18 protein-coding genes are annotated in these 24,596 nt (G+C 73.3%); 15 read left to right on the top strand and 3 right to left on the bottom strand.

Features of this window, described 5'->3' with window-relative positions:
* The first annotated feature begins 48 nt into the window (after positions 1-48).
* The 5 genes from Sdi02f_RS27890 (at position 49) to Sdi02f_RS27870 (ending at position 8,553) form a co-directional block, all read left to right on the top strand.
* Positions 49-2,055: an alpha-1,4-glucan--maltose-1-phosphate maltosyltransferase gene (locus tag Sdi02f_RS27890; RefSeq protein WP_108934217.1), complete on the top strand. Its 2,007-nt coding sequence runs from the start codon at positions 49-51 to the stop codon at positions 2,053-2,055.
* Entirely contained in the window at positions 2,052-3,770 is a 1,719-nt protein-coding gene (gene treS, locus Sdi02f_RS27885; protein WP_108934216.1) for a maltose alpha-D-glucosyltransferase, read from the top strand. The genes Sdi02f_RS27890 and treS overlap by 4 nt, the downstream gene beginning before the upstream one ends.
* Before the next feature lie 28 nt (positions 3,771-3,798).
* Positions 3,799-5,160, top strand: a complete 1,362-nt coding sequence (locus Sdi02f_RS27880) for a maltokinase N-terminal cap-like domain-containing protein (RefSeq protein WP_108934215.1) — start codon at positions 3,799-3,801, stop codon at positions 5,158-5,160.
* A gap of 3 nt (positions 5,161-5,163) precedes the next feature.
* Complete coding sequence (gene glgB / locus Sdi02f_RS27875; protein WP_053665526.1) at positions 5,164-7,389, top strand: 1,4-alpha-glucan branching enzyme; 2,226 nt, start codon at positions 5,164-5,166, stop codon at positions 7,387-7,389.
* Positions 7,390-7,461: 72 nt separating this feature from the next.
* The gene (locus tag Sdi02f_RS27870) at positions 7,462-8,553 is read left to right on the top strand and encodes a glutamate--cysteine ligase (protein WP_030403921.1); all 1,092 of its coding nucleotides are present in this window, start codon (positions 7,462-7,464) and stop codon (positions 8,551-8,553) included.
* A gap of 43 nt (positions 8,554-8,596) precedes the next feature.
* Here Sdi02f_RS27870 and Sdi02f_RS27865 read toward each other — a convergent pair whose 3' ends face one another.
* A complete protein-coding gene (locus Sdi02f_RS27865; RefSeq protein WP_030403920.1) occupies positions 8,597-8,833 on the bottom strand; it encodes a DUF6480 family protein in 237 nt (78 codons plus the stop codon).
* Positions 8,834-8,988: 155 nt separating this feature from the next.
* Between Sdi02f_RS27865 and Sdi02f_RS27860 the strand changes: the two genes are divergently transcribed.
* Together Sdi02f_RS27860 and Sdi02f_RS27855 are read left to right on the top strand one after the other, a co-directional pair.
* On the top strand, positions 8,989-10,902 hold the full coding sequence (locus Sdi02f_RS27860; RefSeq protein WP_108934214.1) for an AMP-dependent synthetase/ligase: 1,914 nt from the start codon (positions 8,989-8,991) through the stop codon (positions 10,900-10,902).
* Positions 10,903-11,032: 130 nt separating this feature from the next.
* Positions 11,033-11,467, top strand: a complete 435-nt coding sequence (locus Sdi02f_RS27855) for an ATP-binding protein (protein WP_030403918.1) — start codon at positions 11,033-11,035, stop codon at positions 11,465-11,467.
* A 35-nt stretch (positions 11,468-11,502) separates the two neighbouring features.
* Here Sdi02f_RS27855 and Sdi02f_RS27850 read toward each other — a convergent pair whose 3' ends face one another.
* Together Sdi02f_RS27850 and Sdi02f_RS27845 are read right to left on the bottom strand one after the other, a co-directional pair.
* Complete coding sequence (locus Sdi02f_RS27850; RefSeq protein WP_055468082.1) at positions 11,503-11,976, bottom strand: ATP-binding protein; 474 nt, start codon at positions 11,974-11,976, stop codon at positions 11,503-11,505.
* Between the two features lie 40 nt (positions 11,977-12,016).
* Positions 12,017-12,388: a PRC-barrel domain-containing protein gene (locus tag Sdi02f_RS27845; RefSeq protein WP_030403916.1), complete on the bottom strand. Its 372-nt coding sequence runs from the start codon at positions 12,386-12,388 to the stop codon at positions 12,017-12,019.
* 318 nt (positions 12,389-12,706) lie between these two features.
* Between Sdi02f_RS27845 and Sdi02f_RS27840 the strand changes: the two genes are divergently transcribed.
* From Sdi02f_RS27840 to Sdi02f_RS27805, 8 genes are all read left to right on the top strand, one after another.
* Positions 12,707-16,702, top strand: a complete 3,996-nt coding sequence (locus Sdi02f_RS27840; protein WP_030403915.1) for a HAMP domain-containing protein — start codon at positions 12,707-12,709, stop codon at positions 16,700-16,702.
* Positions 16,699-19,182, top strand: a complete 2,484-nt coding sequence (locus Sdi02f_RS27835; protein ID WP_030403914.1) for a SpoIIE family protein phosphatase — start codon at positions 16,699-16,701, stop codon at positions 19,180-19,182. The genes Sdi02f_RS27840 and Sdi02f_RS27835 overlap by 4 nt, the downstream gene beginning before the upstream one ends.
* A gap of 118 nt (positions 19,183-19,300) precedes the next feature.
* Positions 19,301-19,693 carry an STAS domain-containing protein gene (locus Sdi02f_RS27830; protein WP_030403913.1) on the top strand — a complete coding sequence of 131 codons (393 nt, stop codon included), beginning with the start codon at positions 19,301-19,303 and terminating at the stop codon, positions 19,691-19,693.
* A gap of 157 nt (positions 19,694-19,850) precedes the next feature.
* Entirely contained in the window at positions 19,851-20,750 is a 900-nt protein-coding gene (locus tag Sdi02f_RS27825) for an STAS domain-containing protein (RefSeq protein WP_030403912.1), read from the top strand.
* The gene (locus Sdi02f_RS27820) at positions 20,747-21,178 is read left to right on the top strand and encodes an STAS domain-containing protein (protein ID WP_030403911.1); all 432 of its coding nucleotides are present in this window, start codon (positions 20,747-20,749) and stop codon (positions 21,176-21,178) included. The genes Sdi02f_RS27825 and Sdi02f_RS27820 overlap by 4 nt, the downstream gene beginning before the upstream one ends.
* A complete protein-coding gene (locus Sdi02f_RS27815; RefSeq protein WP_030403910.1) occupies positions 21,178-21,618 on the top strand; it encodes an anti-sigma regulatory factor in 441 nt (146 codons plus the stop codon). The genes Sdi02f_RS27820 and Sdi02f_RS27815 overlap by 1 nt, the downstream gene beginning before the upstream one ends.
* Complete coding sequence (locus Sdi02f_RS27810) at positions 21,618-22,682, top strand: anti-sigma regulatory factor (RefSeq protein WP_031184464.1); 1,065 nt, start codon at positions 21,618-21,620, stop codon at positions 22,680-22,682. The genes Sdi02f_RS27815 and Sdi02f_RS27810 overlap by 1 nt, the downstream gene beginning before the upstream one ends.
* Complete coding sequence (locus Sdi02f_RS27805; RefSeq protein ID WP_030403908.1) at positions 22,679-24,412, top strand: PP2C family protein-serine/threonine phosphatase; 1,734 nt, start codon at positions 22,679-22,681, stop codon at positions 24,410-24,412. Before Sdi02f_RS27810 ends, Sdi02f_RS27805 begins: the two co-directional genes overlap by 4 nt.
* Positions 24,413-24,596 lie beyond the last annotated feature (184 nt).

Genomic DNA, 24,596 nt, shown 5'->3' with positions numbered 1-24,596 from the left:
ACCCAGTCGGCCGGGCCCGCGCCCGGCCACGAGCACGGCGGAGGTGAGATGCGGATGAGTGCGAGCGTGGAGATCGGACGTATCCCGGTCCGGGACGTCCACCCGGTGGTGGAGAACGGCAGGCGCCCGGCGAAGGCGGTGACGGGAGAGACGTTCGAGGTCACCGCGACCGTGTTCCGGGAGGGGCACGACGCGGTGGCCGCCAACGTCGTACTGAAGGACCCCGAGGGCCGTCCGGGCCCCTGGACGCCCATGCGGGAGCTGGCCCCGGGCACCGACCGCTGGGGCGCCGAGGTCACGCCGGGGGCACCGGGCAACTGGACGTACCGGGTGGAGGCGTGGAGCGACCCCGTCGCCACCTGGCGGCACGCGGCGCGGATCAAGATCCCGGCCGGCATCGACACCGGCCTCGTCCTGGAGGAGGGCGCGGAGCTGTTCCGGCGCGCCGCCGCGGGCGTACCGGCGGAGTCGGGGCGCGCGGTGCTGCTGGCGGCGGCCGGGACCCTGCTGGACGACACGCTTCCGGTGGCCACCCGGCTGGCGGCGGCGCTGACGCCTCAGGTCGACGCGGTCCTGGCCCGCCACCCCCTGCGCGACCTGGTCACCTCCTCCGAACCGCTCCCCCTGCTCGTCGAGCGCGAACGCGCCCTCTACGGCGCCTGGTACGAATTCTTCCCCCGCTCCGAGGGCACCCCCGAACACCCCCACGGCACCTTCCGCACCGCCGCCCGCCGCCTGCCCGCCATCGCCGCCATGGGCTTCGACGTCGTCTACCTCCCCCCGGTCCACCCCATCGGCACCACCCACCGCAAAGGCCGCAACAACACCCTCTCCGCCACCCCCGACGACGTCGGCGTCCCCTGGGCCATCGGCTCACCCGAAGGCGGCCACGACACCGTCCACCCCGCCCTCGGCACCCTCGACGACTTCGACCACTTCGTCACCGAAGCCACCCGCCACGGCCTCGAAATCGCCCTCGACTTCGCCCTCCAGTGCTCCCCCGACCACCCCTGGGTCCACAAACACCCCGACTGGTTCCACCACCGCCCCGACGGCACCATCGCCCACGCCGAGAACCCGCCCAAGAAATACCAGGACATCTACCCCGTCGCCTTCGACACCGACCCCGACGGACTCGTCACCGAAACCGTCCGCATCCTGCGCCACTGGATGGACCACGGCGTACGCATCTTCCGCGTCGACAACCCCCACACCAAACCCGTCGCCTTCTGGGAACGCGTCCTCGCCACCGTCAACCGCACCGACCCCGACGTGATCTTCCTGGCCGAGGCCTTCACCCGCCCCGCGATGATGCACACCCTCGCCCAGATCGGCTTCCAGCAGTCCTACACCTACTTCACCTGGCGCAACACCAAACAGGAACTGACGCAGTACCTCACCGAACTCACCGGGGACGCCGCCGCCTACATGCGGCCCAACTTCTTCACCAACACCCCCGACATCCTCCACGCCTACCTCCAGCACGGCGGCCGCCCCGCCTTCGAGGTCCGCGCCGTCCTCGCCGCCACCCTCTCCCCCGCCTGGGGCATCTACAGCGGCTACGAACTCTGCGAGAACACCCCCCTCCACCCCGGCAGCGAGGAATACCTCGACAGCGAGAAATACCAGCTCAAACCCCGCGACTGGGCCACCGCCGAACGCGAGGGCACCACCATCGCCCCCCTCATCACCCGCCTCAACACCATCCGGCGCGCCCATCCCGCGCTGCACCAGCTGCGGAACCTCCGCTTCCACCACACCGACAACGACGCGCTCATCGCCTACAGCAAGCGCGCCGGGTCCGACGTGGTCCTGGTGGTCGCCAACCTCGATCCGCACCGCACCCAGGAGGCCACGATCTCGCTCGACATGCCGCAACTCGGCCTGGACTGGCACGAGTCCGTTCCGGTTCACGACGAACTCACGGGACGGACCTATCACTGGGGCCGGACGAACTACGTGCGGCTCGAGCCCGGCCTGGCCCCCGCCCACGTCTTCCACGTCCGGCGGCCGTCCGCCGGCGCGCCGCAGAACGGAGGGGCAGGAGCCTCATGACCGTCAACGAGCCCGTGCCGGACACCTTCGAGGACACCCCCGCGGGGGAACGGCACCCGGACTGGTTCAAACGAGCCGTCTTCTACGAGGTCCTCGTCCGCTCCTTCCAGGACAGCAACGGCGACGGCGTCGGCGACCTCAAGGGCCTGACCGCCAAACTGGACTACCTGCAATGGCTCGGCGTGGACTGCCTCTGGCTCCCGCCCTTCTTCAAGTCGCCCCTGCGCGACGGCGGGTACGACGTCTCCGACTACACCGCCGTCCTGCCCGAGTTCGGCGACCTCGCCGACTTCGTCGAGTTCGTCGACGCGGCCCACCAGCGCGGCATGCGCGTGATCATCGACTTCGTCATGAACCACACCAGCGACCAGCACCCGTGGTTCCAGGAGTCCCGCAAGAACCCCGACGGCCCCTACGGCGACTACTACGTCTGGGCCGACGACGACACCCGGTACGCCGACGCCCGGATCATCTTCGTCGACACCGAGGCCTCCAACTGGACCTACGACCCGGTCCGGGGCCAGTACTACTGGCACCGGTTCTTCTCCCACCAGCCGGACCTCAACTACGAGAACCCGGCCGTGCAGGAGGAGATGCTGGCCGCCCTGAAGTTCTGGCTCGACCTGGGCGTGGACGGCTACCGTCTCGACGCCGTGCCCTACCTGTACGCCGAGGAGGGCACCAACTGCGAGAACCTGCCCGCCTCCCACGCGTTCCTCAAGCGGGTGCGCCGCGAGATCGACGCGCAGTACCCGGACACGGTGCTGCTGGCGGAGGCCAACCAGTGGCCCGAGGACGTCGTCGACTACTTCGGCGACTACGCCAGCGGCGGCGACGAGTGCCACATGGCCTTCCACTTCCCCGTCATGCCCCGCATCTTCATGGCCGTGCGCCGCGAGTCCCGCTACCCGGTCTCGGAAATCCTCGCCAAGACCCCGGCCATCCCCTCCGGCTGCCAGTGGGGCATCTTCCTGCGCAACCACGACGAGCTGACCCTCGAAATGGTCACCGACGAAGAGCGCGACTACATGTACGCGGAGTACGCCAAGGACCCGCGGATGCGCGCCAACATCGGCATCCGGCGGCGGCTCGCCACCCTGCTGGACAACGACCGCGACCAGATCGAGCTGTTCACCGCCCTGCTCCTCGCCCTCCCGGGATCGCCGATCCTCTACTACGGCGACGAGATCGGCATGGGCGACAACATCTGGCTCGGCGACCGCGACGCCGTGCGCACCCCCATGCAGTGGACCCCGGACCGCAACGCGGGCTTCTCGACCTGTGACCCGGGGCGCCTCTACCTGCCCACGATCATGGACCCGGTCTACGGCTACCAGGTGACGAACGTCGAGGCGTCCATGGCCTCGCCCTCGTCCCTGCTGCACTGGACCCGGCGCATGATCGAGATCCGCAAGCAGAACCCCGCCTTCGGCCTCGGCACCTACACCGAGCTGCCCTCGTCCAACCCGGCCGTGCTCGCCTTCCTGCGCGAGTACGAGGACGACCTGGTGCTGTGCGTGAACAACTTCGCGCGGTTCGCCCAGCCCACCGAACTGGACCTGCGCGAGTTCGCCGGACGCCACCCCGTCGAGCTGTTCGGCGGCGTCCGCTTCCCCGCCATCGGTGACCTGCCGTACCTGCTGACCCTCGGGGGCCACGGCTTCTACTGGTTCCGGCTCACCCGAGTCGCATCCCGCATCGGCCGCCGCGCTTGAGCGTGGGCCGAGGAAAGGACGCGTCACCATGCCGAAGACCGCACCCCTGCGCCCCAGACGCGGGCAGCTCGCCGAGCCGATGGCGTCGCTCGGCGAGTTGCTGCGCCAGTGGCTGCCGCGCCAGCGCTGGTTCGCCGGCAAGGACCGGCCCGTGGCCGAGCTGGGTCTGCTGTCGATGACCGAGCTGTTCCCCGGCTGTCTGCACCTCCTGGTGCAGACAGGGCAGGGCTCCGTGCCCTCTCCCGGCGGCACTCCCCCGGCCGGGGACTGCTACCAACTGCTGCTCGGCGTGCGCGAGCAGCCGTCGCCGCGCCTGGGACGGGCGATCATCGGGCAGGTGCAGGACGGTCCGCTGGCCGGGCGCACGGTCTACGACGCGCTGCACGACCCCCGGACCGCCCAGCTCCTGCTGGACCGGCTGCGGCACCCGGGCAAGGCGGGCCCGCTGCGCTTCGAGGCCGACCCCGCGCGTCCGGTGCCGGGCGGTCTCGTCCCGCGGCTGCTGGACGCCGAGCAGTCCAACTCCTCGCTGATCTACGGCGACGAGTTCATCCTGAAGCTGTTCCGGCGCATCCAGCCCGGCGTCAATCCCGACCTGGAGGTGCCGGACGCGCTGGCCCGGCAGGGCTGCGGCCGGGTCCCGGCGCCGGTGGCGTGGATGCGCACGACCCATCCCTACGGGGCGACGCTCGGCGTGCTCCAGCCGTTCCTGCACGGCGCCTCCGACGGCTGGACGCTGTCCCTGAACGCGCTCGCCGCCGGGGACGAGTTCACCGTGCAGGCGCACGAGCTGGGGCGGGCGATGGGCGACGTGCACCTCGCGCTGGCCTCCGCCTTCCCGGTCGGCGCCCCCGGCGAGAACGGGCGTACGGCCGCGGCGATGACGGAGCGGCTCACCGCGGCCGCGCACTGCGTACCGGCGCTGCAGCCCTTCGTCCCCGGTCTGCGGGCGGCCTTCGCGGCGCTGTCCACCTGCGACTCGGGCCCGCCCGCCCAGCGCATCCATGGCGACCTGCACCTGGGCCAGGTGCTGCGGGCCGGCCGGGACTGGTTCGTCATCGACTTCGAGGGCGAACCCTCGCGCCCGCTGGCCGAACGGCGCAGCGCCCACTCCCCGGTCCGCGACATCGCAGGGATGCTGCGCTCCTTCGACTACGCCGCCCGGCAGCGCCGCCCGTGGCGCCCCGAGTGGGCGCGCCGCTGCCGGGAGGCGTTCTGCGCGGGCTACGCCGCCCGCGCCGGCTGGGACCCCCGCAAGAAGCACGGCCTGCTGCGCGCCTACGAGACGGACCGCGCCGTGTACGAGGTGCTGTACGAGGCCCGGCACCGCCCCGACTGGCTTCCCGTACCCATGGCGGCGATCGAACGACTCGCCGTGAGAGGAGACTGACCCGTGGCCCTCCGCGACACCTCGATCCCCGAGCCCTCCGCCCCGGCCCCGCACCCGCCCGGTGCGTGCGCGACCGCACCGCCCCTGGACCCCGCCGACCGCGGGCGTCTGCTGGCGGGCGCCCACCACGACCCCCACGCCCTGCTCGGCGCCCACCCGGTGCCCGGCGGCATCGCCTTCCGGGCGCTGCGCCCCTTCGCCCGCGAGGTGGGCGTGGTCGTCGACGGCGAGCGCCACGCCCTCGCGTCGGAGGGGGACGGGCTGTTCTCCGCCGTCCTGCCGCTGTCCGCGATTCCCGCGTACACCCTCGTGGTGGCGTACGAGGAGGGCGAGCCGCAGGAGACGCACGACCCGTACCGCTTCCTGCCCGCCCTCGGCGAGCTGGACCTGCACCTGATCGGTGAGGGCCGGCACGAGCAGTTGTGGCGGGCGCTGGGCGCGGAGCCGATGACGCACGAGGGCGTGACCGGCACCCGGTTCACGGTGTGGGCGCCCAACGCGCAGGGCGTGCGGGTCGCCGCCGACTTCACGCACTGGGACGGCACCGCGTTCCCGATGCGTTCGCTGGGCTCGTCCGGGGTGTGGGAGCTGTTCCTGCCGGGGGTCGGCGAGGGCACCCGGTACAAGTTCGAGATCCACTCCCGGTACGGGCACAGGTTCCTCAAGGCCGACCCGATGGCCCGCGCCGCCGAGGAGCCGCCGAACACCGCGTCCGTGGTGACCGCGTCGCGCTACGAGTGGAGCGACGCGGAATGGATGCGGACCCGGTCCGACACCCCCGTGCACGAGGCGCCGTTCTCGGTGTACGAGGTGCATCTGCCGTCCTGGCGGCCGGGGCTGGGCTACCGCGAGCTGGCCGAGGAGCTGCCGGCGTACGTGAAGGACCTGGGCTTCACCCACGTCGAGCTGATGCCGGTCGCCGAGCACCCCTACGGTCCGTCCTGGGGCTACCAGGTCACCGGCTTCTACGCCCCGACCGCCCGCCTCGGCTCCCCGGACGACTTCCGGTACCTGGTCGACGCGCTGCACCGGGCCGGGATCGGCGTGATCATGGACTGGGTGCCGGCGCACTTCCCGAAGGACGACTGGGCGCTGGCCCGCTTCGACGGGGACCCGCTGTACGAGCCCGGGGACTCCCGGCGCGCGGAGCACCCGGACTGGGGCACGTACACCTTCGACTTCGCGCGGACCGAGGTGCGCAACTTCCTCGTGGCGAACGCCGTGTACTGGTGCGAGGAGTTCCACATCGACGGGCTGCGCGTGGACGCGGTCGCCTCGATGCTCTACCTGGACTACTCGCGCGACTCCGGGCAGTGGGAGCCCAACCAGTACGGCGGCCGGGAGGACCTGGCGGCGATGGCGTTCCTCCAGGAGATGAACGCGACCGTCTACCGGCGCTGCCCCGGCGTGGTGACCATCGCCGAGGAGTCGACGGCGTGGGGCGGGGTGACCCGGCCCACCGACACCGGCGGGCTCGGCTTCGGCCTGAAGTGGAACATGGGCTGGATGCACGACTCGCTGGAGTACGCCGCCCACGAGCCGGTGCACCGCAAGTACCACCACCACGAGATGACCTTCTCGATGGTGTACGCGTACAGCGAGAACTACGTGCTGCCGATCTCGCACGACGAGGTGGTGCACGGCAAGCAGGCGCTGGTGTCGAAGATGCCGGGCGACTGGTGGCAGCGGCGGGCGAACGTGCGCGCCTACCTGGGCTTCATGTGGGCCCACCCCGGCAAGCAACTGCTGTTCATGGGGCAGGAGTTCGCGCAGGGCGCCGAGTGGTCGGAGAAGCAGGGCCCGGAGTGGTGGCTGCTGGACGAGGGGTACCACTCGGCGGCGGACCACCGCGGGGTGCGGGACCTGGTCCGCGCACTCAACACCCGCTACGCGCTCACCCCCGCCCTGTGGCAGCGCGACACCGACCCGGCCGGTTTCCGGTGGGTGTCGGTGGACGCGGCCGAGGACAACGTCTTCGCGTTCCTGAGGTACGCCGCGGACGGCACGCCGCTGCTGGCGGTGTCGAACTTCTCCCCCGTCGTCCGGCACGGGTACGGGCTCGCGGTCGGCGACGAGGCCGTCGCCTGGCAGGAGGTGCTCAACACCGACGCGGAGGAGTACGGCGGCAGCGGCGTGACCAACCCGGACCCGGTCGAGCCGGAGGACGGGAGCATCCGGCTGACGCTGCCCCCGCTGGCGACGGTCTGGCTGGTGCCGTCCGCTCTGTGAGGCGACCAGGTGTCCGACCGGCTGCCCGGGGCAGTCGGTCGGTGGCACCGGCCCACAGAAAGGCGGCATCACGTGCGCACCGTCGGAGTGGAGGAGGAACTCCTCCTGGTCGATCCCGCGACCGGCGAGCCGCGGGCGCTGTCCGGCCCCGTGCTCGCCCGGGCCTCGCTGGACGAACCCGGGCAGGACGTGTTCGAGAAGGAGCTGCACGAGCAGATGCTCGAGTTCGCCACGCATCCGCAGGCGGACCTGGAGCGGCTGCACGCGGAGATCGTCCGCTGCCGTGAGGAGGCCGGGCGGCACGCCGGGGGGATCGGGTGCGCCGTCGCCGCGCTCGCCACGTCACCGCTGCCGGTGGCGCCCTCCATCGCCGTGAACCGGCGCTACGAGTGGATGGCCGAGCAGTACGGCGTCGTGGTCCACGAGCAGTTGGTCCTCGGCTGCCACGTCCACGTCTCGGTCGACTCCGACGAGGAGGGCGTCGCGGTGATCGACCGGGTGCGGCCCTGGCTGCCGGTGCTGGCCGCGCTCAGCGCGAACTCGCCGTTCTGGCAGGGGCGGGACTCCTCCTACAGCAGCTACCGCAGCCGCGTCTGGCAGCGCTGGCCGTCGGCCGGTCCCACGGAGCTGTTCGGCTCGGCGGAGTGCTACCACCGCCGGGTCGCGGACATGCTCGCCACCGGGACGATCCTCGACGACGGGATGGTCTACTTCGACGTCCGGCTCTCCCCGCGGTACCCGACGGTCGAGTTCCGGGTCGCGGACGTGTGCCTGGACGCCTCGACGGCCGTCGTGCTGGCCGCGCTCGCCCGCGCGCTGGTCGACACGGCCGCCCGGGAGTGGCACCGGGGCACGGAGCCGGCCGGCGACAGCGTGAGCCTGCTCCGCCTCGCGGCCTGGCGGGCCGCCCGGTCCGGGCTGACCGGGGAGCTGCTCCACCCCGCGACGATGCGGCGGATGCCGGCCGAGACGGTCGTACGGGCGCTGCTGGAGCACACCGGGGAGGCCCTCGCGGCGACGGGCGACCTCGACCGGGTGCGCGAAGGGGTCGACGGGCTGTTGCGGCACGGCAACGGCGCCCAGGTGCAGCGCGCGCTGCTGGAGCGCACGGGCAGCCTGCGCGAGGTGGTCGCCGCGTGCGTGCGCCGCACCCAGGCGGCCTGAGACGCCGTCGGCTCGGGCCCGGCGGATCCGCGCCCCCGCGTGCTCAGTAGATCAGGGCCAGGGCGTAGCCCAGGAGACCCGCCGCGAAGATCAGCACGACCGCGAGGATCAGGGCCATCGGCCCCTTGGCCCACCCCTTGGCCGGGTTGATGGGCAGGTCCTGGGGTCCGGCCTCGGGCATGCTGCTCTCCGCCGGCGGGGTCTCCCCGGGCGGCACGCCGCCGCCGGGCTCCAGACCGGTGCTGACTCGGGGGTCGGGGTCGGGGTTCACGTAGGTCATGTCCCCCGAGTCCCCCGATCGGGCCGGATCACCGGGCGGGAACACTTCCGCCGTCCCGGTCCCCCGCCGCCCGCGGCTGGGCTAGCCTCCGAGCACCGCCGACCACGGTCCCCGTCGGCGGCGTCACCGTCCGTACACGTCAGGAGCCGGCGTACATGCGCGACCCCGCTCTCGCTCCCCGGACCGTCCCGCCGCTGACCGGCGGGCTCGCCGACAGCCTCTTCGAGACGGCCGCCCGCACGCCGGACCTGCCGATGCTCGCCCGCCGCCGTGCTCCCGGCCAGGCGGCGGGGTGGGACGAGGTGACGGCGGCCGGGTTCCGCGACGAGGTGGTCGGCGTGGCGAAGGGCCTGATCGCCGGTGGCGTCGCGCCGGGCGACCGGGTGGCGATCCTGGCCCGCACCCGGTACGAGTGGACGATCTTCAGCTACGCCCTGTGGACGGTGGGCGCCGAGGTGGTGCCGGTCCACCCGACCTCCTCGCGCGACCAGGTCGAGTGGATCCTGCGGGACGCGGGCTGCGTGGGCGTGCTGGTCGAGGACGAGCAGGGCGTGATGACCGTCGGCTCGGTGTGCGCGTCGTTGCCCGCGCTGCGCCACGTCTGGCAGCTTGACGCTGGCGCGCTGGACACGCTGGTGCAGCGCGGCGCCCTCCTGCCGTCCGCCTCCGTCGACTCCCTGCGCCGCATCGTGCTGCCGGACTCCACGGCGGTGGTGGCCTACACCTCGGGCACCTCCGGCCGGGCCCTGGGCTGCGCGCTGAGCCACCGCGCTCTGGCCGGGCCGTGCGACACGCTGCTGGCGGGCTGGGGCCACACGGTGGCACCGCCCGGAGAGCAGGGCGCCGTCCTCGCCTTCCTCCCCTTCTCGCACGTGTACGGGCTGATGGTCCAGAGCCTGTGCGTCCGGGGCGGTCTCCTCATGGCGCACGAGCCCACGACGACCGCGGAGGCGCTCTCCTCGGCGCTGCGTTCCTTCCGGCCGACGTACCTGTACGCCGTCCCGTCGGTGCTGGAGAAGATGTACAAGAATTTCCTGCGCACGGCCCAGCGGGCGGGGCGCGGCGCCCTGTTCGAGCGGGCCGCGGACACGGCGCGGGACTTCGCCGCCGCGCTGGAGCGCCGGCGCCTCGGCAGGGGGCCCGGGCCCGGTCTCGACCTGCGTCTGCAGCACGCGCTGTACGAGCGGACGGTGTACCGGCGGCTGCGCGACGCGCTGGGCGGCCGGGTGGGCCGGGCGACGTCCGGCGGCTCGCCGCTCAGCCGCGAACTCTCCCTCTTCTACGAGGGGATCGGCGTCTACGTCCACGACGGCTACGGTCTGACCGAGACCAGCGGCGGGCTGACGATGCAGCCGTGGGGCCGGGAGAAGTCGGGCACCGTCGGGCAGGTGCTGCCCGGCATGGAGGTCCGGGTGGCCGACGACGGGGAGATCCTGGTGCGCGGGCCGTTCCTGTTCCAGGGATACGTCGGTGACGTGGCCGCCACCCGCGCGGTGCTGCGCGACGGCTGGCTGGCCACCGGCGACCTCGGACACCTGGACGACGAGAACTACCTGGCGATCACCGGCCGCAAGAAGGACGTCATCATCACCAGCGGCGGCAAGAGCGTGGCCCCGGCCGCCCTGGAGGAGCGGCTGCGGATGCACCCGCTCGTCCACCAGGCCGTGGTGGTGGGCGACAACCGGCCCTGCGTCGGCGCGCTGATCACGCTGGAGCCGGAGTTCCTGGCGCACTGGCGGGCGGCCCTGGCCCTGCCGGGCGACGCCCCCGCCCGGGAGGCACGCGAGGAGAACGCGCTGCGGGAGGAGGTCGCGCGGGCGGTGGCCGCGGCCAACAGCGCCGTGTCGCCCTCGGAGTCCATCAGGGTCTTCCGGGTCCTGCCCGACCCCTTCGACGTGGCCGGCGGACTGCTCACCCCGTCGCTCAAGCTCCGGCGGGACGAGATCGTACGGACCTACGCGCTGGAGATCGACGCGATGTACGAGGCGCGCTCGCACCGCTGGCCCGCCCAGCCGCCGCCCCGGGAGCCGGCCGGCTGGGAGGACACGGACAACGTGTTCCTGCGCTGAACCGGCTTCCGTCCCGCCCCTGGCCCGGCGACCGCGGCGCGACTAGGTTCGCCCGGCACGGGAACTTACAACCCAGGGAATGCGAAGGAGAAGGAACGACGCCCGGCAGGTGCCGGGCCGGGAAGGCGCAATGGCAGCCGAGTCGCGTTGGGACAGGACACTGGCTTCCGAGGAGATCACGAACCGCACCGCCAGCTTCACCGGGGAGCTGCACAACGTGACCGGTGCGCGGCTGGTCGCGGAGGAGTTCCTCTACGACCTGGCCCGGGCGGCACCGCCCGCGGCGCCCGAGTACTGGGACGACATACTCCTCGTCGTCACGGAGCTGGCGGCCAACGCCGTGCAGTACGCGCCGGGGCCGTTCCAACTGCGGCTGCGCCGCACCTTCGACGGCGTGCACGTGGTGATGCACGACACGAGCACGACGGAACCCGCGCCCCGGCCCTTCCATCCGAGCAAGGGGGGCGGCGGCATCGGCTGGCACCTGATCCACACGCTGTCCGACCAGGTGAGCGTCGTCACCGGGGAGCAGGGCAAGGACATCCACGTCTTCCTGCCCTGGTGACCGCGCCGGTCAGGGGGTGTCCGCGGCCCGGCCGGTCACGGGGTGTCCGCGGCCCGCAGGGGCACCAGCGCGCTGATCGTCTTGCCGCCCTCCGGGCGCGGACCGACGCGGACGTGCCGGGCGAGACGGGCGACGAGCGGCCAGCCGTAGCCGCCGCCGGGGTGGGTGGTGGGGAACGCGGACGCGGCCCGGGGCACCACCGTGTTGTGGTCGTGGACGGCGATCCACAGCCCCTCTCGCGTCGGCCGGGCCTCGAAACCGGCCAGTCCGCCGCCGTGCCGGATCGCGTTGGTGACCAGTTCCGAGACCACGAGCAGCAGGTCGACGACGTCCTCCTCGCGCACCTCGCGGCCCAGACCGTCCCGCCACGTCCGCGCCACCCACTCCGCGTACGCCCGTGCCGCCGCCGCACTGGCCCCGGCACCCGGCGCGGGCGGGGCGGCGGGCGCGACGTCGCAGGGTGCCGCGACGGCTGTGGCGGGCGTGGTGGTCCGGTCGGCTGGGCGCATGTCGGTGGTTTCCCCGTGGTCCGCGTGCTGGTGGGTCCGGTCAGGTCGCGGGGCTCTCCCGCGGCGGCAGCCGGTGGTAGTAGTCGCCGACGGACGCCAGGTAGTCGCGGTCCATCGTCTCGCTGTCGGTCCGGAACCTGGGCGCGGCCTTGACCTGGGCCCTGGTGCAGTTCAGCGTGACCGTGCGGGCCTCGGCGTCGATGCCGCGGATCAGTCCCACCGGCACCAGGACGCTGCGGCCGAACACCCAGACACCGGTGTCGACGACGAGGTGGCGCATGCCGAAGTGCTCGGCCTGCCGGTCCACCTGCCCGATGGTGCCGTCGTCGGCGACGACGGTGCAGCCCGTCAGGTCGGCCACTTCCTCGTGACCGCTGTCCGCCGTGTACGACCAGATGCTCTCCATCGGCACGCTGCCTTTCCCTCCCGTGTCGGTGACGACCGTGGGGCCGGGCGGACGCGACGGGCCGGACCGGCTCCACAGCAGCGGATACCCGGCCGTGCCCGCCGCAATCGGGCCCGGCACGACCCGTCCGGGGGTACGCGTCCGGCCGGGTGACACACCGCTTTGTCCCCGCCCGGAAGCTGGGTTAGCCTCTGACGTATTTTTCTGCTGGGGGCACTCCGTGAACTGCGCGGACGCGGGCACGGAAGCCGGACCGGCCGAGCGGTCCGGAGGGGGTGGCGAGTCCTCGCGCGAGGACTCCCGGGGAGCGGAACGAGGATGCGCATGACCAGCGACAGCACGGGATCCGTCGACGCGGTTCCCGGCGACCAGGAGTTGCGCCGTCTCCTGGCGGGCCTGACGGCCGTGCGGGACGGCGATTTCGGCACCCGTCTGCCGGACGACGCGGACGGGCTGATGGGGGACATCGCCAAGGTCTTCAACGGCATGGTGGACCAGTTGTCCGTGTTCACCTCCGAGGTCACCCGGGTCTCCCGCGAGGTCGGCACCGAGGGGGCCCTCGGCGGTCAGGCGAAGGTGCCGGGGGTCTCCGGCACCTGGGCCGACCTGACGGACTCGGTCAACGCCATGGCGGGCAACCTCACCACCCAGGTCCGGGACATCGCCCAGGTGGCCACGGCGGTCGCCCGGGGGGACCTGTCCCAGAAGATCGACGTGGACGCCCGCGGCGAGATCCTCGAGCTGAAGAACACGATCAACACCATGGTCGACCAGCTCTCCGCCTTCGCCGACGAGGTCACCCGGGTGGCCCGCGAGGTCGGCACCGACGGGAGGCTCGGCGGCCAGGCCGACGTCCAGGGCGTGCGGGGCACGTGGCGCGACCTGACCGACTCGGTGAACTTCATGGCGGGCAACCTGACCAACCAGGTCCGCAACGTCGCCCAGGTGGCCACCGCCGTGGCCAAGGGCGACCTGTCCCAGAAGATCACCGTGGACGCCCGCGGCGAGATCCTGGAACTGAAGAACACGATCAACACCATGGTCGACCAGCTCTCCGCCTTCGCCGACGAGGTCACCCGGGTGGCCCGCGAGGTCGGCACGGCCGGCAACCTGGGCGGCCAGGCCCGGGTGCGCGGGGTGTCGGGCACCTGGAAGGACCTCACCGACAACGTCAACGTGATGGCGTCCAACCTGACCGGTCAGGTCCGCTCCATCGCCCAGGTGGCCACCGCGGTGGCCAGGGGCGACCTGTCGCAGCGGATCACCGTGGACGCCGAGGGCGAGGTCGCGGCGCTGGCCGACGTGATCAACACGATGGTGGACACGCTCTCCGCCTTCGCCGACGAGGTCACCCGGGTGGCCCGCGAGGTCGGCACCGACGGACGGCTGGGCGGCCAGGCGCACGTGCCGAACGTCGCGGGGACCTGGAAGGACCTCACCGACAACGTCAACTCGATGGCCAACAACCTCACCAACCAGGTGCGCAACATCGCCCTGGTGACGACCGCGGTGGCCCGGGGCGACCTGTCGAAGAAGATCGACGTCGACGCGCGCGGCGAGATCCTCGAACTCAAGACGACGATCAACACGATGGTCGACCAGCTCTCCGCCTTCGCCGACGAGGTCACCCGGGTGGCCCGCGAGGTCGGCACCGAGGGCCGGCTCGGCGGCCAGGCCGAGGTGGAGGGCGTCTCCGGCACCTGGAAGCGGCTCACGGAGAACGTCAACGAGCTGGCCGGCAACCTGACCCGCCAGGTCCGCGCGATCGCCGAGGTCACCTCCGCCGTCGCCGAGGGCGACCTGACCCGCTCGGTCAACGTGGAGGCCTCCGGCGAGGTCGCCGAGCTCAAGGACAACATCAACGCCATGGTGGAGTCCCTGCGCGAGACCACACGGGCCAACCAGGAGCAGGACTGGCTGAAGACCAACCTCGCCCGCATCTCCGGCCTGATGCAGGGGCACCGGGACCTGCCCGTGGTCGCCGAGCTGATCATGGACGAGCTGGTGCCGCTGGTCTCGGCCCAGTACGGCGCCTTCTACCTGGCCGAGGACGGCGAGGACGGCCCCGAGCTGCGGCTCGTCGGTTCCTACGGCTACCCGGAGGACACGGCCAGACCCACCCGTATCGCCTTCGGCCGCACCCTGGTCGGCCAGGCCGCGCGCGGCCGGCGCACCATCGTGGTGACCGAACTGCCGCCGGGCTACCTGACCATCTCCTCGGGCCTCGGCGAGGTGGTGCCGACCGAGCTGGTGCTGCTGCCCATCGTGGTCGAGGGGCAGGTCCTCGGGGTCATCGAGCTGGCCTCGGTCGCCCCGTTCAGCCAGATCAACCGGGACTTCCTGGACATGCTGATGGAGACCATCGGCGTGAACGTCAACACGATCGTGGCCAACGCCCGCACCGACGAGCTCCTCGCGGAGTCGCAGCGTCTGACCGCCGAGCTCCAGGCCCGTTCCGCGGAGCTGCAGAGCCAGCAGGAGGAGCTGCAGCACTCCAACGCCGAGCTGGAGGACAAGGCGTCCCTGCTCGCGGCGCAGAACCGGGACATCGAGGCGAAGAACCTCCAGATCGAGCAGGCCCGCCAGGAACTGGAGGCACGCGCCCAGCAGTTGTCGCTGGCCTCGAAGTACAAGTCGGAGTTCCTGGCCAACATGAGCCACGAGCTGCGCACGCCCCTCAACAGCCTGCTCATCCTGGCCCAGCTGCTCGCCCAGAACCCCTCGCGCAACCTCACCCCGAAGCAGGTCGAGTACGCGGGCATCATCCACTCGGCGGGCTCGGACCTGCTGCAGCTCATCAACGACATCCTGGACCTGTCGAAGGTCGAGGCGGGGAAGATGGACGTCTCCCCCGAGCGCGTGACGCTGCGCCAGCTCATCGAGTACGTCGAGGCCACCTTCCGTCCCATGACGGGCCAGAAGGGCCTGGAGTTCACGATCACGACGGCCCCCGGGGCCCCGGCCGACCTGCTGACCGACGACTCCCGGCTGCGGCAGGTGCTGCGCAACCTGCTGTCCAACGCGGTGAAGTTCACCGAGCGGGGCGGCGTGGAGCTGTCCGTCGAGCCCGCTCCCGACGACGAGGTGCCCGGCGGCGTGGTGCGGGGCGGGCCCGTCGTGGCCTTCCGGGTCAAGGACACGGGCATCGGCATCCCCGAGCAGAACCTGGAGTCGATCTTCGGCGCCTTCCAGCAGGCGGACGGCACGACGAGCCGCAAGTACGGCGGCACCGGGCTCGGCCTGTCCATCACCCGGGAGATCGCCCAGCTGCTCGGCGGCGCCGTCACGGTGGACAGCACTCCGGACCGGGGCAGCACCTTCACGCTGTACCTGCCCGTGGCCCGGCCCGACTTCGAGGACCTGCTGGCGCGCGGCCCCGAGCACCTCGCGGCCGACCACTCCGCCGACGTGCTCGACCGTGCGGTGCCGGTGGCCGAGCTGACCGGCGGCCACCGCCGGCGGCCGCGGCGCCTGCTCGTCGTGGAGGAGCGTCCGCGCGGGCTGCTCACCCTCGTCGCGGAGAGCGTCGTCGCCGATCTGACGCACGGGCGGGACGACGCGGACGACCGGCCGCCGCTCGACGTGATCACGGCCGTGGGGGCCGAGGAGGCCGCCGGCGCGCTGGCCGCCGAGCCCTGCCACTGCGTCGTGCTGGAGCTGGGCATGCCGGACGGCGAGGCGTCCCGCTTCCTGGACGCGCTGCGGGGCGACTCGGCGCTGGCGAGCGTGCCGGTGCTCGTGCACAGCGGGCACCGCACGGACGCCGCCGTGGCGGAGGACCTGCGCTCGGGCGCCGCCGGCCGGACCCTGGAGTTCCTGGCCGGCCTCGACGAGCTGCGCGAGCGCATCGCCCTGCACCTGGCCGCCGAGGAGCCCGGGGACGTGCTGTCGCTGGTCCGGCCGGAGGAGACGCCGCGCCCGGCCCTGCGCACCGGTGAGGATCCGCCCGCCGGGCGCACCGTCCTCGTCGTCGACGACGACGCGCGCAACCTCTTCGCGCTCAGCGGGATCCTGGAGCTGCACGGATTCCGGGTGCTGCACGCGGAGAACGGCCGCCGGGGCATCGAGACGCTCGTGGACCACCCGGAGGTGGCACTGGTCTTGATGGACGTGATGATGCCGGAAATGGACGGCTACACGGCGACGGCCGAGATCCGCCGGATGCCGCGCTACGCCGAGCTGCCCATCATCGCGGTCACGGCGAAGGCGATGCCCGGCGACCGGGAGAAGAGCCTCGCCTCGGGCGCCAGCGACTACGTCACCAAGCCCGTGGACACCCAGGACCTCATCGCCTGCGTGCGGCGGTGGCTGCCCGCATGAACACGCCCGAGCAGTACGGCGGCCCCGCCGGTGACGTCCGGCGGTCCGGGTCCGCACCCGGGTCCGGTTCCGGCCCGGACGGCATGACCCCGCTGTCCCCCGTGGGCAGGCTGGCGGCCACCGTCGACCGGCTCAGCCGCGAGGTGCGCGCCGCCCAGGCGGAGGCCGAGGGCCGGGCGCTGATCGAGCTGGCCAAGGGCGTCCTGGTCGCACGGCTCGGCTGCGGTCCGGCCGAGGCCGCCCGGCAGCTGGCCGAGCTGGCCGAGCAGTCCCGGGCGACGCCGCTGGAGTTCGCGGTCGACGTCATCAACCAGGCCGCCCGCGACCGCATGTCGGAGGTGACCGAGGCGTTCCTCGCGGCCACCGCCGCCGTACGGGCCACGGCTCCCGGGGAGAGCGCGGACGACGCACGGGGAGCGGACACCGCGGAGGCCGGGGAGGCGGCGGCCGAGTCGGCCGCCGTACGGCTGCGGGCCGCCGAGAGCGGCGCGCTGGCGGCGGACGACACCCAGGCCGTCGCCGACGCGCTGCTGGAGCAGGCGCTGCGGCCGCTGGGCGCGGTCGCGGTGGCCATCTGGGCGGCCGGCCACGACGGGTCGCTGACCCTGGTGGGCAGCGCCGGGTTCCCTCCGGCCGAGGCGGCCCGCTGGCGCTACGTGCCGCCGGACGTGGCGACGGTGGCCCGGTGCGGTCTGACCGAGCGCTCGGGGCAGTGGTTCGCCTCCCTCGCCGGAACGGGGCTGCCCAGCGTGGGACGGCACCAGTACCCGGACGGCGGCCGGGTCGCGGTGCCCGCGGGCACCGGGGGGCGCATCCACGGCGTGCTGGAGATCGCCTGGCCGGCGCCGCTGGCCCCGCAGCCGCCGCAGGTCGTGCGTCAGGTGGAGGCCCTGGCGGAGCTGTGCGCGCACACGCTGGAGTCGTACTCGCCGCCGCGCGGTCCCGGGCAGGAGCCGCGGGTCATCCCGGACGCGGTGGAGCTGATGGACCTGGCCGACGGGCTGCACGACCCCGCCCTGGTGCTGGTGCCGCACCTGGACGCGGCGGGGCACCTGGCGGACTTCCGCATCCAGCACGTGAACAACCGCTTCATGGACCCGGCCGGGCGGCCCCGTGCCGTCGTGGGCGGCGCGCTGCTGCTCGAGGCCTATCCGATGGCCGCCGGGGAAAGCGAGCTGTTCCAGAGCGTGGAGCGGGTGTACGCCACGGGCGAGCCGTTCCGGGCCCGGCACCTCAACCTGACCGCGCTGGTGGACCAGGTGCCGCTGTCGGCCGTCGCGGACATCAGTGTCAGCCGGCACGGCAACGCCGTCCTGCTCATCTGGCGCATCGAGGACGAGACGGCCCGGCTGGCCAGCCTCCTCCAGCACGCCCAGCGGCTCGGCCGCATCGGCGGTTTCGAGGAGAACCTGCTCACCGGCGAGATCACCTGGAACGCCCAGCTCTTCGACCTGTACGGCCGCCCGCACACCAGCACCCCGGTGCCGCTGGAGGAGCTGGCCGCGCACGCCCACCCGGACGACGCGGTCACCATCGGGCGGTTCCTGCGCACGCTGCTGCACCACCGGCGGCCGGCGTCGGCGGCGTTCCGGCTGCGCCGGCCCGACGGGGTGACCCGGCACGTGCGGGTGGTGGCCGAGCCGGTCCTGGACACCGACGACCGGCTGCTGCTGGTACGGGGCGCCTGTCAGGACATCTCGGCCCAGCACTGGACGGAGGTGGCGCTCGCCGCGACGCGCGACCAGCTCGCGCACACCGAGCAGCAGGCCAGGGAGCGCGCCCGGCTGACCCTGCAACTGCAGCACGCCATCATGCCGCCGGCCCAGACTCCCTTGCAGGTGCCCGACCTCCAGGTGGCCGTCCGGTACCGGCCCGCGGAGACGGAACAGCTCGTGGGCGGCGACTGGTACGACGCGGTGATGCTGCCGAGCGGGCTGGTGCTGCTGTGCGTGGGGGACGTCGCCGGGCACGGGATAGAGGCGGCGACCAGCATGGTGGTGCTGCGCAACGCGCTGCGCGGGCTGGCGGTGACCGGGGCCGGTCCGGGGCAGCTGCTGTCCTGGCTGAACATCGTGGCGCACCATCTGACGGGCGGGGTCACCGCGACGGCGGTGTGCGGCCTGTACGACCCGGTGCGGCGCACGCTGCGCTGGGCCAGGGCCGGCCACCTGCCGCCGGTGCTGGTGCGCGGTCCGGGCGCGGAGCCGCTGCCGCTGGTCAGGGGCATGCTGCTGGGGGCGGCGGCGGAGGCGGCGTACGAGGAGGCCGAGGCGGAGCTGGCGTCCGGGGACACGCTGCTGATGTACACCGACGGTCTGATCGAACGCCGCGACCGCCCGGTGGAGGAGGCGCTGACCCAGTTGCTGAGCACGGTGCGCCCGACGCCGAACAGCCTGGACCAGCACCTGGACCGGCTGCTGACCTACAGCAGGTCGGACACGGACGACGACACGTGTCTGGTGGGCATACGGGTCGGCTGAGACGCCCCGCGCGAGCCGGTTGCCCGGGGGCAGGTGTGGAGTGGGGATTCGGGGGTAACCGCCGGGCGCGGCGGGCCACACGACGGTCCGCCGCGCCGCCGCATTGTTGGAGGTACACGTGCCCATAGCCCAGAACCCGCTGTCCGTCGAGGTGACGCTGCCCCGCCAGGACGTCGCCCTGCTCAAGGTGGAGGGCTACCTGGACGTCGACACCGCGACCGAGTTCCAGCACCACCTGGCCAACCAGCTCCACCACGGCCGGCGCCACTTCCTGCTGGACCTGTCCCAGGTGCCCTTCATGGACTCGTCCGGCATGAACATCATCCTGCGCGTCTACCAGGAGGCCCGCGACCTGCCGGGCAGCGTGCACATCATCTCGCCGGCCCCGGCGGTGCTGCGCGTCCTGGACCTGACGGGGGTGAGCATCACCGTGCCGGTCTCCCAGAGCGTCGACGAGGCGCTGGCCCGCGTCGACGCGCACCCGGAGGGTCCGCAGGTGCCCGACGCCTGAGCGTCCTGCCCCACGTCTCCTCCGGACCGGTCGTGCGGAAGCGGGTGCCGTGCCAGGTCGGCGGGTGGTTACAGTTGTCGCCCGGCAGAGTCACGTCGTCGGCACGTCGCCCCGAGGGGGGCGAGGTGCGGCGCAACGCGGATGAGGAGTGGGACAGGTGCCGGAAGAGGCGGAGGGAACGGCGGCAGTGCCGACGCGCGAGATCAGGGACTTCCTGCGGCGCCGGCGTGAGCAGATCGCCCAGCGGTGGTCGGACGAGCCCGTGTTCCGGACCGTGTTCACCCTCTCGCGGGACGAGGCGGTGGAGGCGGGCAAGGCCGTCGTGGACGCGCTGGCGCAAGTCGCGGACGCGGCGCGGGTGGAGGACCCGGACGCGGCCGGGTTCACGGCGGTGCGCGAGCAGTTGGCGCGGATGGGCGCGGCCCGCTCGCGCGCCGGTCTGAGCACTGCTCAGGTCTCCAGCGAGCTGGCCGCGCTGCGTCCCCCCGTCGAGAACCTGCTCGTGTCCGACCTGCCCGAGGACGCCACGGCCGAGCACGTCCGGGCCTGTGTCACCACGCTGAGCGTGCTGATGGGGACCCTGCGGGTCGTGGTCATGCAGACGGCGCTCAGCGAGGGCCAGGCGCTCATCGACCGCCAGCGGCTGCAGCTGCTGGAGGTGGCCACGCCGGTCATCAAACTGTGGGACGGCATCGTGGCGGTGCCGCTGATCGGCACGCTGGACAGCGCGCGCAGCCAGGTGGTGATGGAGACCCTGCTGGAGTCCGTCGTCGAGCAGCAGGCGCGCTACGCGATCCTCGACATCACCGGTGTGCCGACCGTCGACTCGCTGGTGGCCCAGCACCTGATGAAGACGGTCGCGGCGGCCCGGCTCATGGGCGCCGAGTGCATCGTCTCCGGCATCCGGCCCGCGATCGCGCAGACCATGGTCCACCTCGGCCTGGACCTGGGCACGGTGGTCACCCGGGCCAGCCTCGCCGACGCGCTGGGGTACGTGCTGCACCAGCTCGGGGTCGGCATCGTGACGCCCGGCACGAACGGTGCGGTCGCGCGGTGAGCCAGGCGTTTCCCGGACCCCACGGGGCTCCGGTGTCAGGGCATGTTCCGGTGCTCCGGCTCGGCGAGGTCCTCCTGGTCACCCTCCAGGGGGACCTGCACGACAGCACGGCCCAGCAGCTCCAGGAGGATCTCGCCGAGACCATCGTGCGCAGCGGTGCCACCGGCGTGGTCATCGACGTCTCCGGGGTGGAGATCGTCGACTCCTTCCTCGGGAGGATCCTGGCCGAGATCGCCGGGCAGACCGGGCTGCTGGCCGCACGCACCGTGCTGGTCGGCATGCGGCCGGCGGTCGCGATCACGCTGGTGGAGCTGGGCCTGACGCTGCCGGGCGTGCACACCGCGCTCAGCACCGAGGTGGCCATGGAGCTCCTCAGGCAGCAGGCCCCGTCGTCCCGCTTCGGCGGCCTGCGCCAGGAGCGTTTGTGATGCACACTGCCGCGGGCTCCCAGGCCCGCCTGCCGATCCGCTCCGACATGGATCTGGTGTGGGTACGACAGCACGTGCGGCAGGCCGCCGCCCAGCTCGGCTTCGGCCTGGTCGACCAGACCAAGCTGGTCACCGCGGCCAGCGAGCTGGCCCGCAACACGCTCGTGTACGGCGGGGGCGGCACCATGGAGACGGAGCCGCTCGTCGAGGGCACCACGCACGGGCTGCGGCTGACCTTCAGCGACGACGGGCCCGGCATCCCGGACCTGGAGCAGGCACTCAGCGACGGCTTCACCTCCGGCGACGGCCTCGGCATGGGGCTGGGCGGCGCGCGGCGCCTGGTGCACGAGTTCGGGATCGAGAGCGCCCCGGGTTCCGGGACCACCGTGCGGGTGACGTCCTGGGTGGGCCGGCCGCCCCGCCCGCGTGAGGAGTCCTGATGCCCCGCGTGTGGGACGTCCCGGTGCACGACTCGACCCGGGTGCGCGACGCCAGGGTGGCCGCGGAGCACGCGGCGGCCCTGGCCGGCCTGGACGAGCAGCGGACCTCGACGGCGGCGCTGGTGGCGACCGAGCTGGCCACCAACCTGCTCAAGCACGCCGGGGGCGGCCAGGTGCTGATCGACGTGGTCGCGCCTCCCTTCCTCCCGGCGGGCCGGGAGGCGGCGCCGCGGGTGCAGATCGCCACGGTCGACCACGGCCCCGGGATCGCCGACGTGCCCGCCGCGCTGCGCGACGGTTTCACCACCACGGGCTCCCTCGGGGCGGGGCTCGGCACCTGTGCGCGCCTCGCCGACGACTTCGACCTGCACAGTGTCCCCGGCCGGGGCACGGTCGTCGTCGCACGGGTGGGCGCCGTGTCCGGGGCCCGCACCGTCGGTTCCGGTCCGGCGGACCGACTGCGGGCCGGTGGGGTGAACGTGCCGTTCGGCGGTGCGGAGTACTCGGGCGACGCCTGGGCCTGGGTCCGCGACGGGGACCTCGTCACGCTGATGCTGGCCGACGGTCTCGGTCACGGTCCGGAGGCCGCCCGCGCCTCGGCCGCGGCCGTGGAGGCGCTGCGCGCGTCGGCGGGACTTCCGCCGGCCGAGGTGGTGCGGCGGCTCGACCGGGCGCTGTCCGGCACCCGCGGCGCGGCCGTCGCGGTGGCCCAGGTGGACGCGCGGGCCGGGGTGCTCCGCTTCACCGGTGTCGGCAACATCGGGGCCCGGCTGTGCGAGGGCGGCGCCTGGCGGCACCTGGTCTCGCGCCCCGGCATCGTCGGCACCCACCGGCCCACCACGCTGCGCGAGGAGGAGACGGCCTGGGCGGACGACCGGGTGCTGGTGCTGCACAGCGACGGCCTGCCGAGCCGGTGGTCGCCGACGTCCGACACCTGCCGCACCGGGGCCGACCCGGCGGTGACCGCCGCCGTGACGATCCGTGACGCCAGCAGCCCGGCCCGGCCCGTACGGGACGACACCGCCGTCGCCGTGCTGGCCCCGACTCCGCCGGACGGCCCATGACCCGCACCTGGCAGATCAGCGACCTGACCGACGCGGCCGTGGCACGCATCGCCACCGCACGGCTGGCGGCGGCCCACGGCGTGCCGCCCGTGGAGCGCGCGCGGCTGACGGCCTCGCTCGGCGCGCAGCTGCGGCTGTGTCTGACCAAGGGCGGCACCTGGCGGCTCACCCTGGAGACGGGCACCGACTCCCGCGCCGGGGCGGGGGCCGGGGAGGGTGTGCTGCACGCCGTGGTGACGCCGTCGCCCGAGGCGGCCGCCGCCGGGCAGCCGCCGTGGCGTGTCACGGTGCCCTGCCCGGAGGCGTCGGCGGACGTCGGCCCCGACGCCGTGGCGAGCGGCCCGGCGGAGCTGGCGGAGGCCCTGCTGGGTGCCGACGAGGACACGGCGCTGGTGCTGGAGAGGCTCGCCGAGCAGGAGGGCCTGGTCGACTTCCACCGGGAGGAGCTGCAGCAGACGAACCAGGGCGTGGTGGCGCTGCACGCCGAACTGGACGCGGCCGGGCGGGCCCAGCGCGAGGCGTTCGCGGCGGAGCGCAAGGCGCGCACGGAGGCGGAGAACGCCCGGCGCAGGCTCACCTTCCTGGCGGACGCCAGCGCGGTCCTGACGGCGTCGCTGGACCACCACGAGATCGTGCGCCGGCTGCCGGAGCTGCTGGTGCCCGAATACGCGGCGAGCGTGGACGTCTGGCTGTTCGACCAGGACGGCGACCGGCCGGGCCCGGCCCACGCGGCCGCGGCGGTGACGGCCGCCCGCACCGGACGGCCGCAGTACGCCGCCGCGCACCCCGGAGGGCTGCCCGGCGTCGACGACCGGCCGCCCTCCGCGCTGGCCCCGGACCGGCCCCTGCTGTGCATCCCGCTGCCGACGCGGCAGGCGCCCCTGGGTGTGGTGACGCTGACCCCGCCCGGGGAGCGCTGGGACCCGGACGACGCCGTGATGCTGATCGAGCTGACCCGGCGGGCCAGCACCGCCATCGACCACGCCCAGCGCTACCAGCACAACCGCGACATCGCCGAGACGCTCCAGCGGGCGCTGCTGACGGAGCTGCCGGCCCCGCCCGGGCTCACGCTGGCCGCGCGCTACCTGCCGGCCACCCACGGGCTGAACATCGGCGGCGACTGGTACGACGCGTTCCGACAGCCGGACGGCGGCGTCATCGCCGTGGTCGGGGACGTCACCGGGCACGGGCTGCGCGCGGCGGTGATGATGAGCCAGCTGCGCACCGCCCTGCGCGCCTACGCGGTCGACGGCGGCAGCCCCGGGCAGTTGCTGACCCGGCTGCACATCTTCCTGCACCACCTCCAGCCCGACCTGTTCGCCACCGCCGTCATCGCGCGCTTCCATCCCGACGACCCGACCGTGACCTGGGCGGCGGCCGGTCATCCGCCGCCGGTGCTGCGCACGCCGGACGGGCTGGTGCGGACCCTGGACGCCAAGCCCGGTGCGATGCTCGGCATCCCGCTGCGGCAGGAGATCGCGGACCACACGGTGCCCATGGCGCCCGGCTCGACGCTCGCGCTGTACACGGACGGTCTGGTGGAGCGCCGGGCCCGGGGCATAGACCCCGGGATCGCGCGGCTGACGGAGGCGCTCGGCTCGTTCGGCCCGGCCGAGCTGGAGACGGACCTGGAGGGTTCCGCGGACGGCATCCTGCGTCCGATGCTCAGCGACTCCGAACGCGACGACGACGTGTGTCTGCTGCTGTGCCACCTCGGCGACGGGGTCTGATCCGCGGCGGAAGTTCCCCGCGATTCGCTCCCGCCCGGTGCGCCGCGGGTCCGGGCGGGGCATGGTGGTGATCAGGACGGGTCGCCTGCCTGCCGCGTCCGGCTGGCCGGGCCGGTGCGGGCGCGATGGGATGGGCGAGGTGCGAAGCGGCGATCCCCGGGCAGGCGAAGGGCGTTCGCGGCGG

Origin of the sequence: Streptomyces ardesiacus (assembly GCF_003112575.1) — a bacterium.
Classification (GTDB): Bacteria; Actinomycetota; Actinomycetes; order Streptomycetales; family Streptomycetaceae; genus Streptomyces; species Streptomyces ardesiacus.
Note: the sequence above shows the minus strand (reverse complement) of the source record. Positions and strands in the feature narration are given on the sequence as shown.

Excerpts from the sequence above, each read along its gene's own strand:
- Sdi02f_RS27840 (WP_030403915.1), top strand. The coding sequence starts at position 12,707 with ATGACCAGCGACAGCACGGGATCCGTCGACGCGGTTCCCGGCGACCAG.
- Sdi02f_RS27865 (WP_030403920.1), bottom strand. The coding sequence starts at position 8,833 with ATGACCTACGTGAACCCCGACCCCGACCCCCGAGTCAGCACCGGTCTG.
- Sdi02f_RS27805 (WP_030403908.1), top strand. The coding sequence starts at position 22,679 with ATGACCCGCACCTGGCAGATCAGCGACCTGACCGACGCGGCCGTGGCA.
- Sdi02f_RS27850 (WP_055468082.1), bottom strand. The coding sequence starts at position 11,976 with ATGCGCCCAGCCGACCGGACCACCACGCCCGCCACAGCCGTCGCGGCA.
- Sdi02f_RS27890 (WP_108934217.1), top strand. The coding sequence starts at position 49 with ATGCGGATGAGTGCGAGCGTGGAGATCGGACGTATCCCGGTCCGGGAC.
- Sdi02f_RS27815 (WP_030403910.1), top strand. The coding sequence starts at position 21,178 with ATGCACACTGCCGCGGGCTCCCAGGCCCGCCTGCCGATCCGCTCCGAC.
- Sdi02f_RS27855 (WP_030403918.1), top strand. The coding sequence starts at position 11,033 with ATGGCAGCCGAGTCGCGTTGGGACAGGACACTGGCTTCCGAGGAGATC.
- Sdi02f_RS27880 (WP_108934215.1), top strand. The coding sequence starts at position 3,799 with ATGCCGAAGACCGCACCCCTGCGCCCCAGACGCGGGCAGCTCGCCGAG.
- treS (WP_108934216.1), top strand. The coding sequence starts at position 2,052 with ATGACCGTCAACGAGCCCGTGCCGGACACCTTCGAGGACACCCCCGCG.
- Sdi02f_RS27835 (WP_030403914.1), top strand. The coding sequence starts at position 16,699 with ATGAACACGCCCGAGCAGTACGGCGGCCCCGCCGGTGACGTCCGGCGG.
- Sdi02f_RS27810 (WP_031184464.1), top strand. The coding sequence starts at position 21,618 with ATGCCCCGCGTGTGGGACGTCCCGGTGCACGACTCGACCCGGGTGCGC.
- Sdi02f_RS27860 (WP_108934214.1), top strand. The coding sequence starts at position 8,989 with ATGCGCGACCCCGCTCTCGCTCCCCGGACCGTCCCGCCGCTGACCGGC.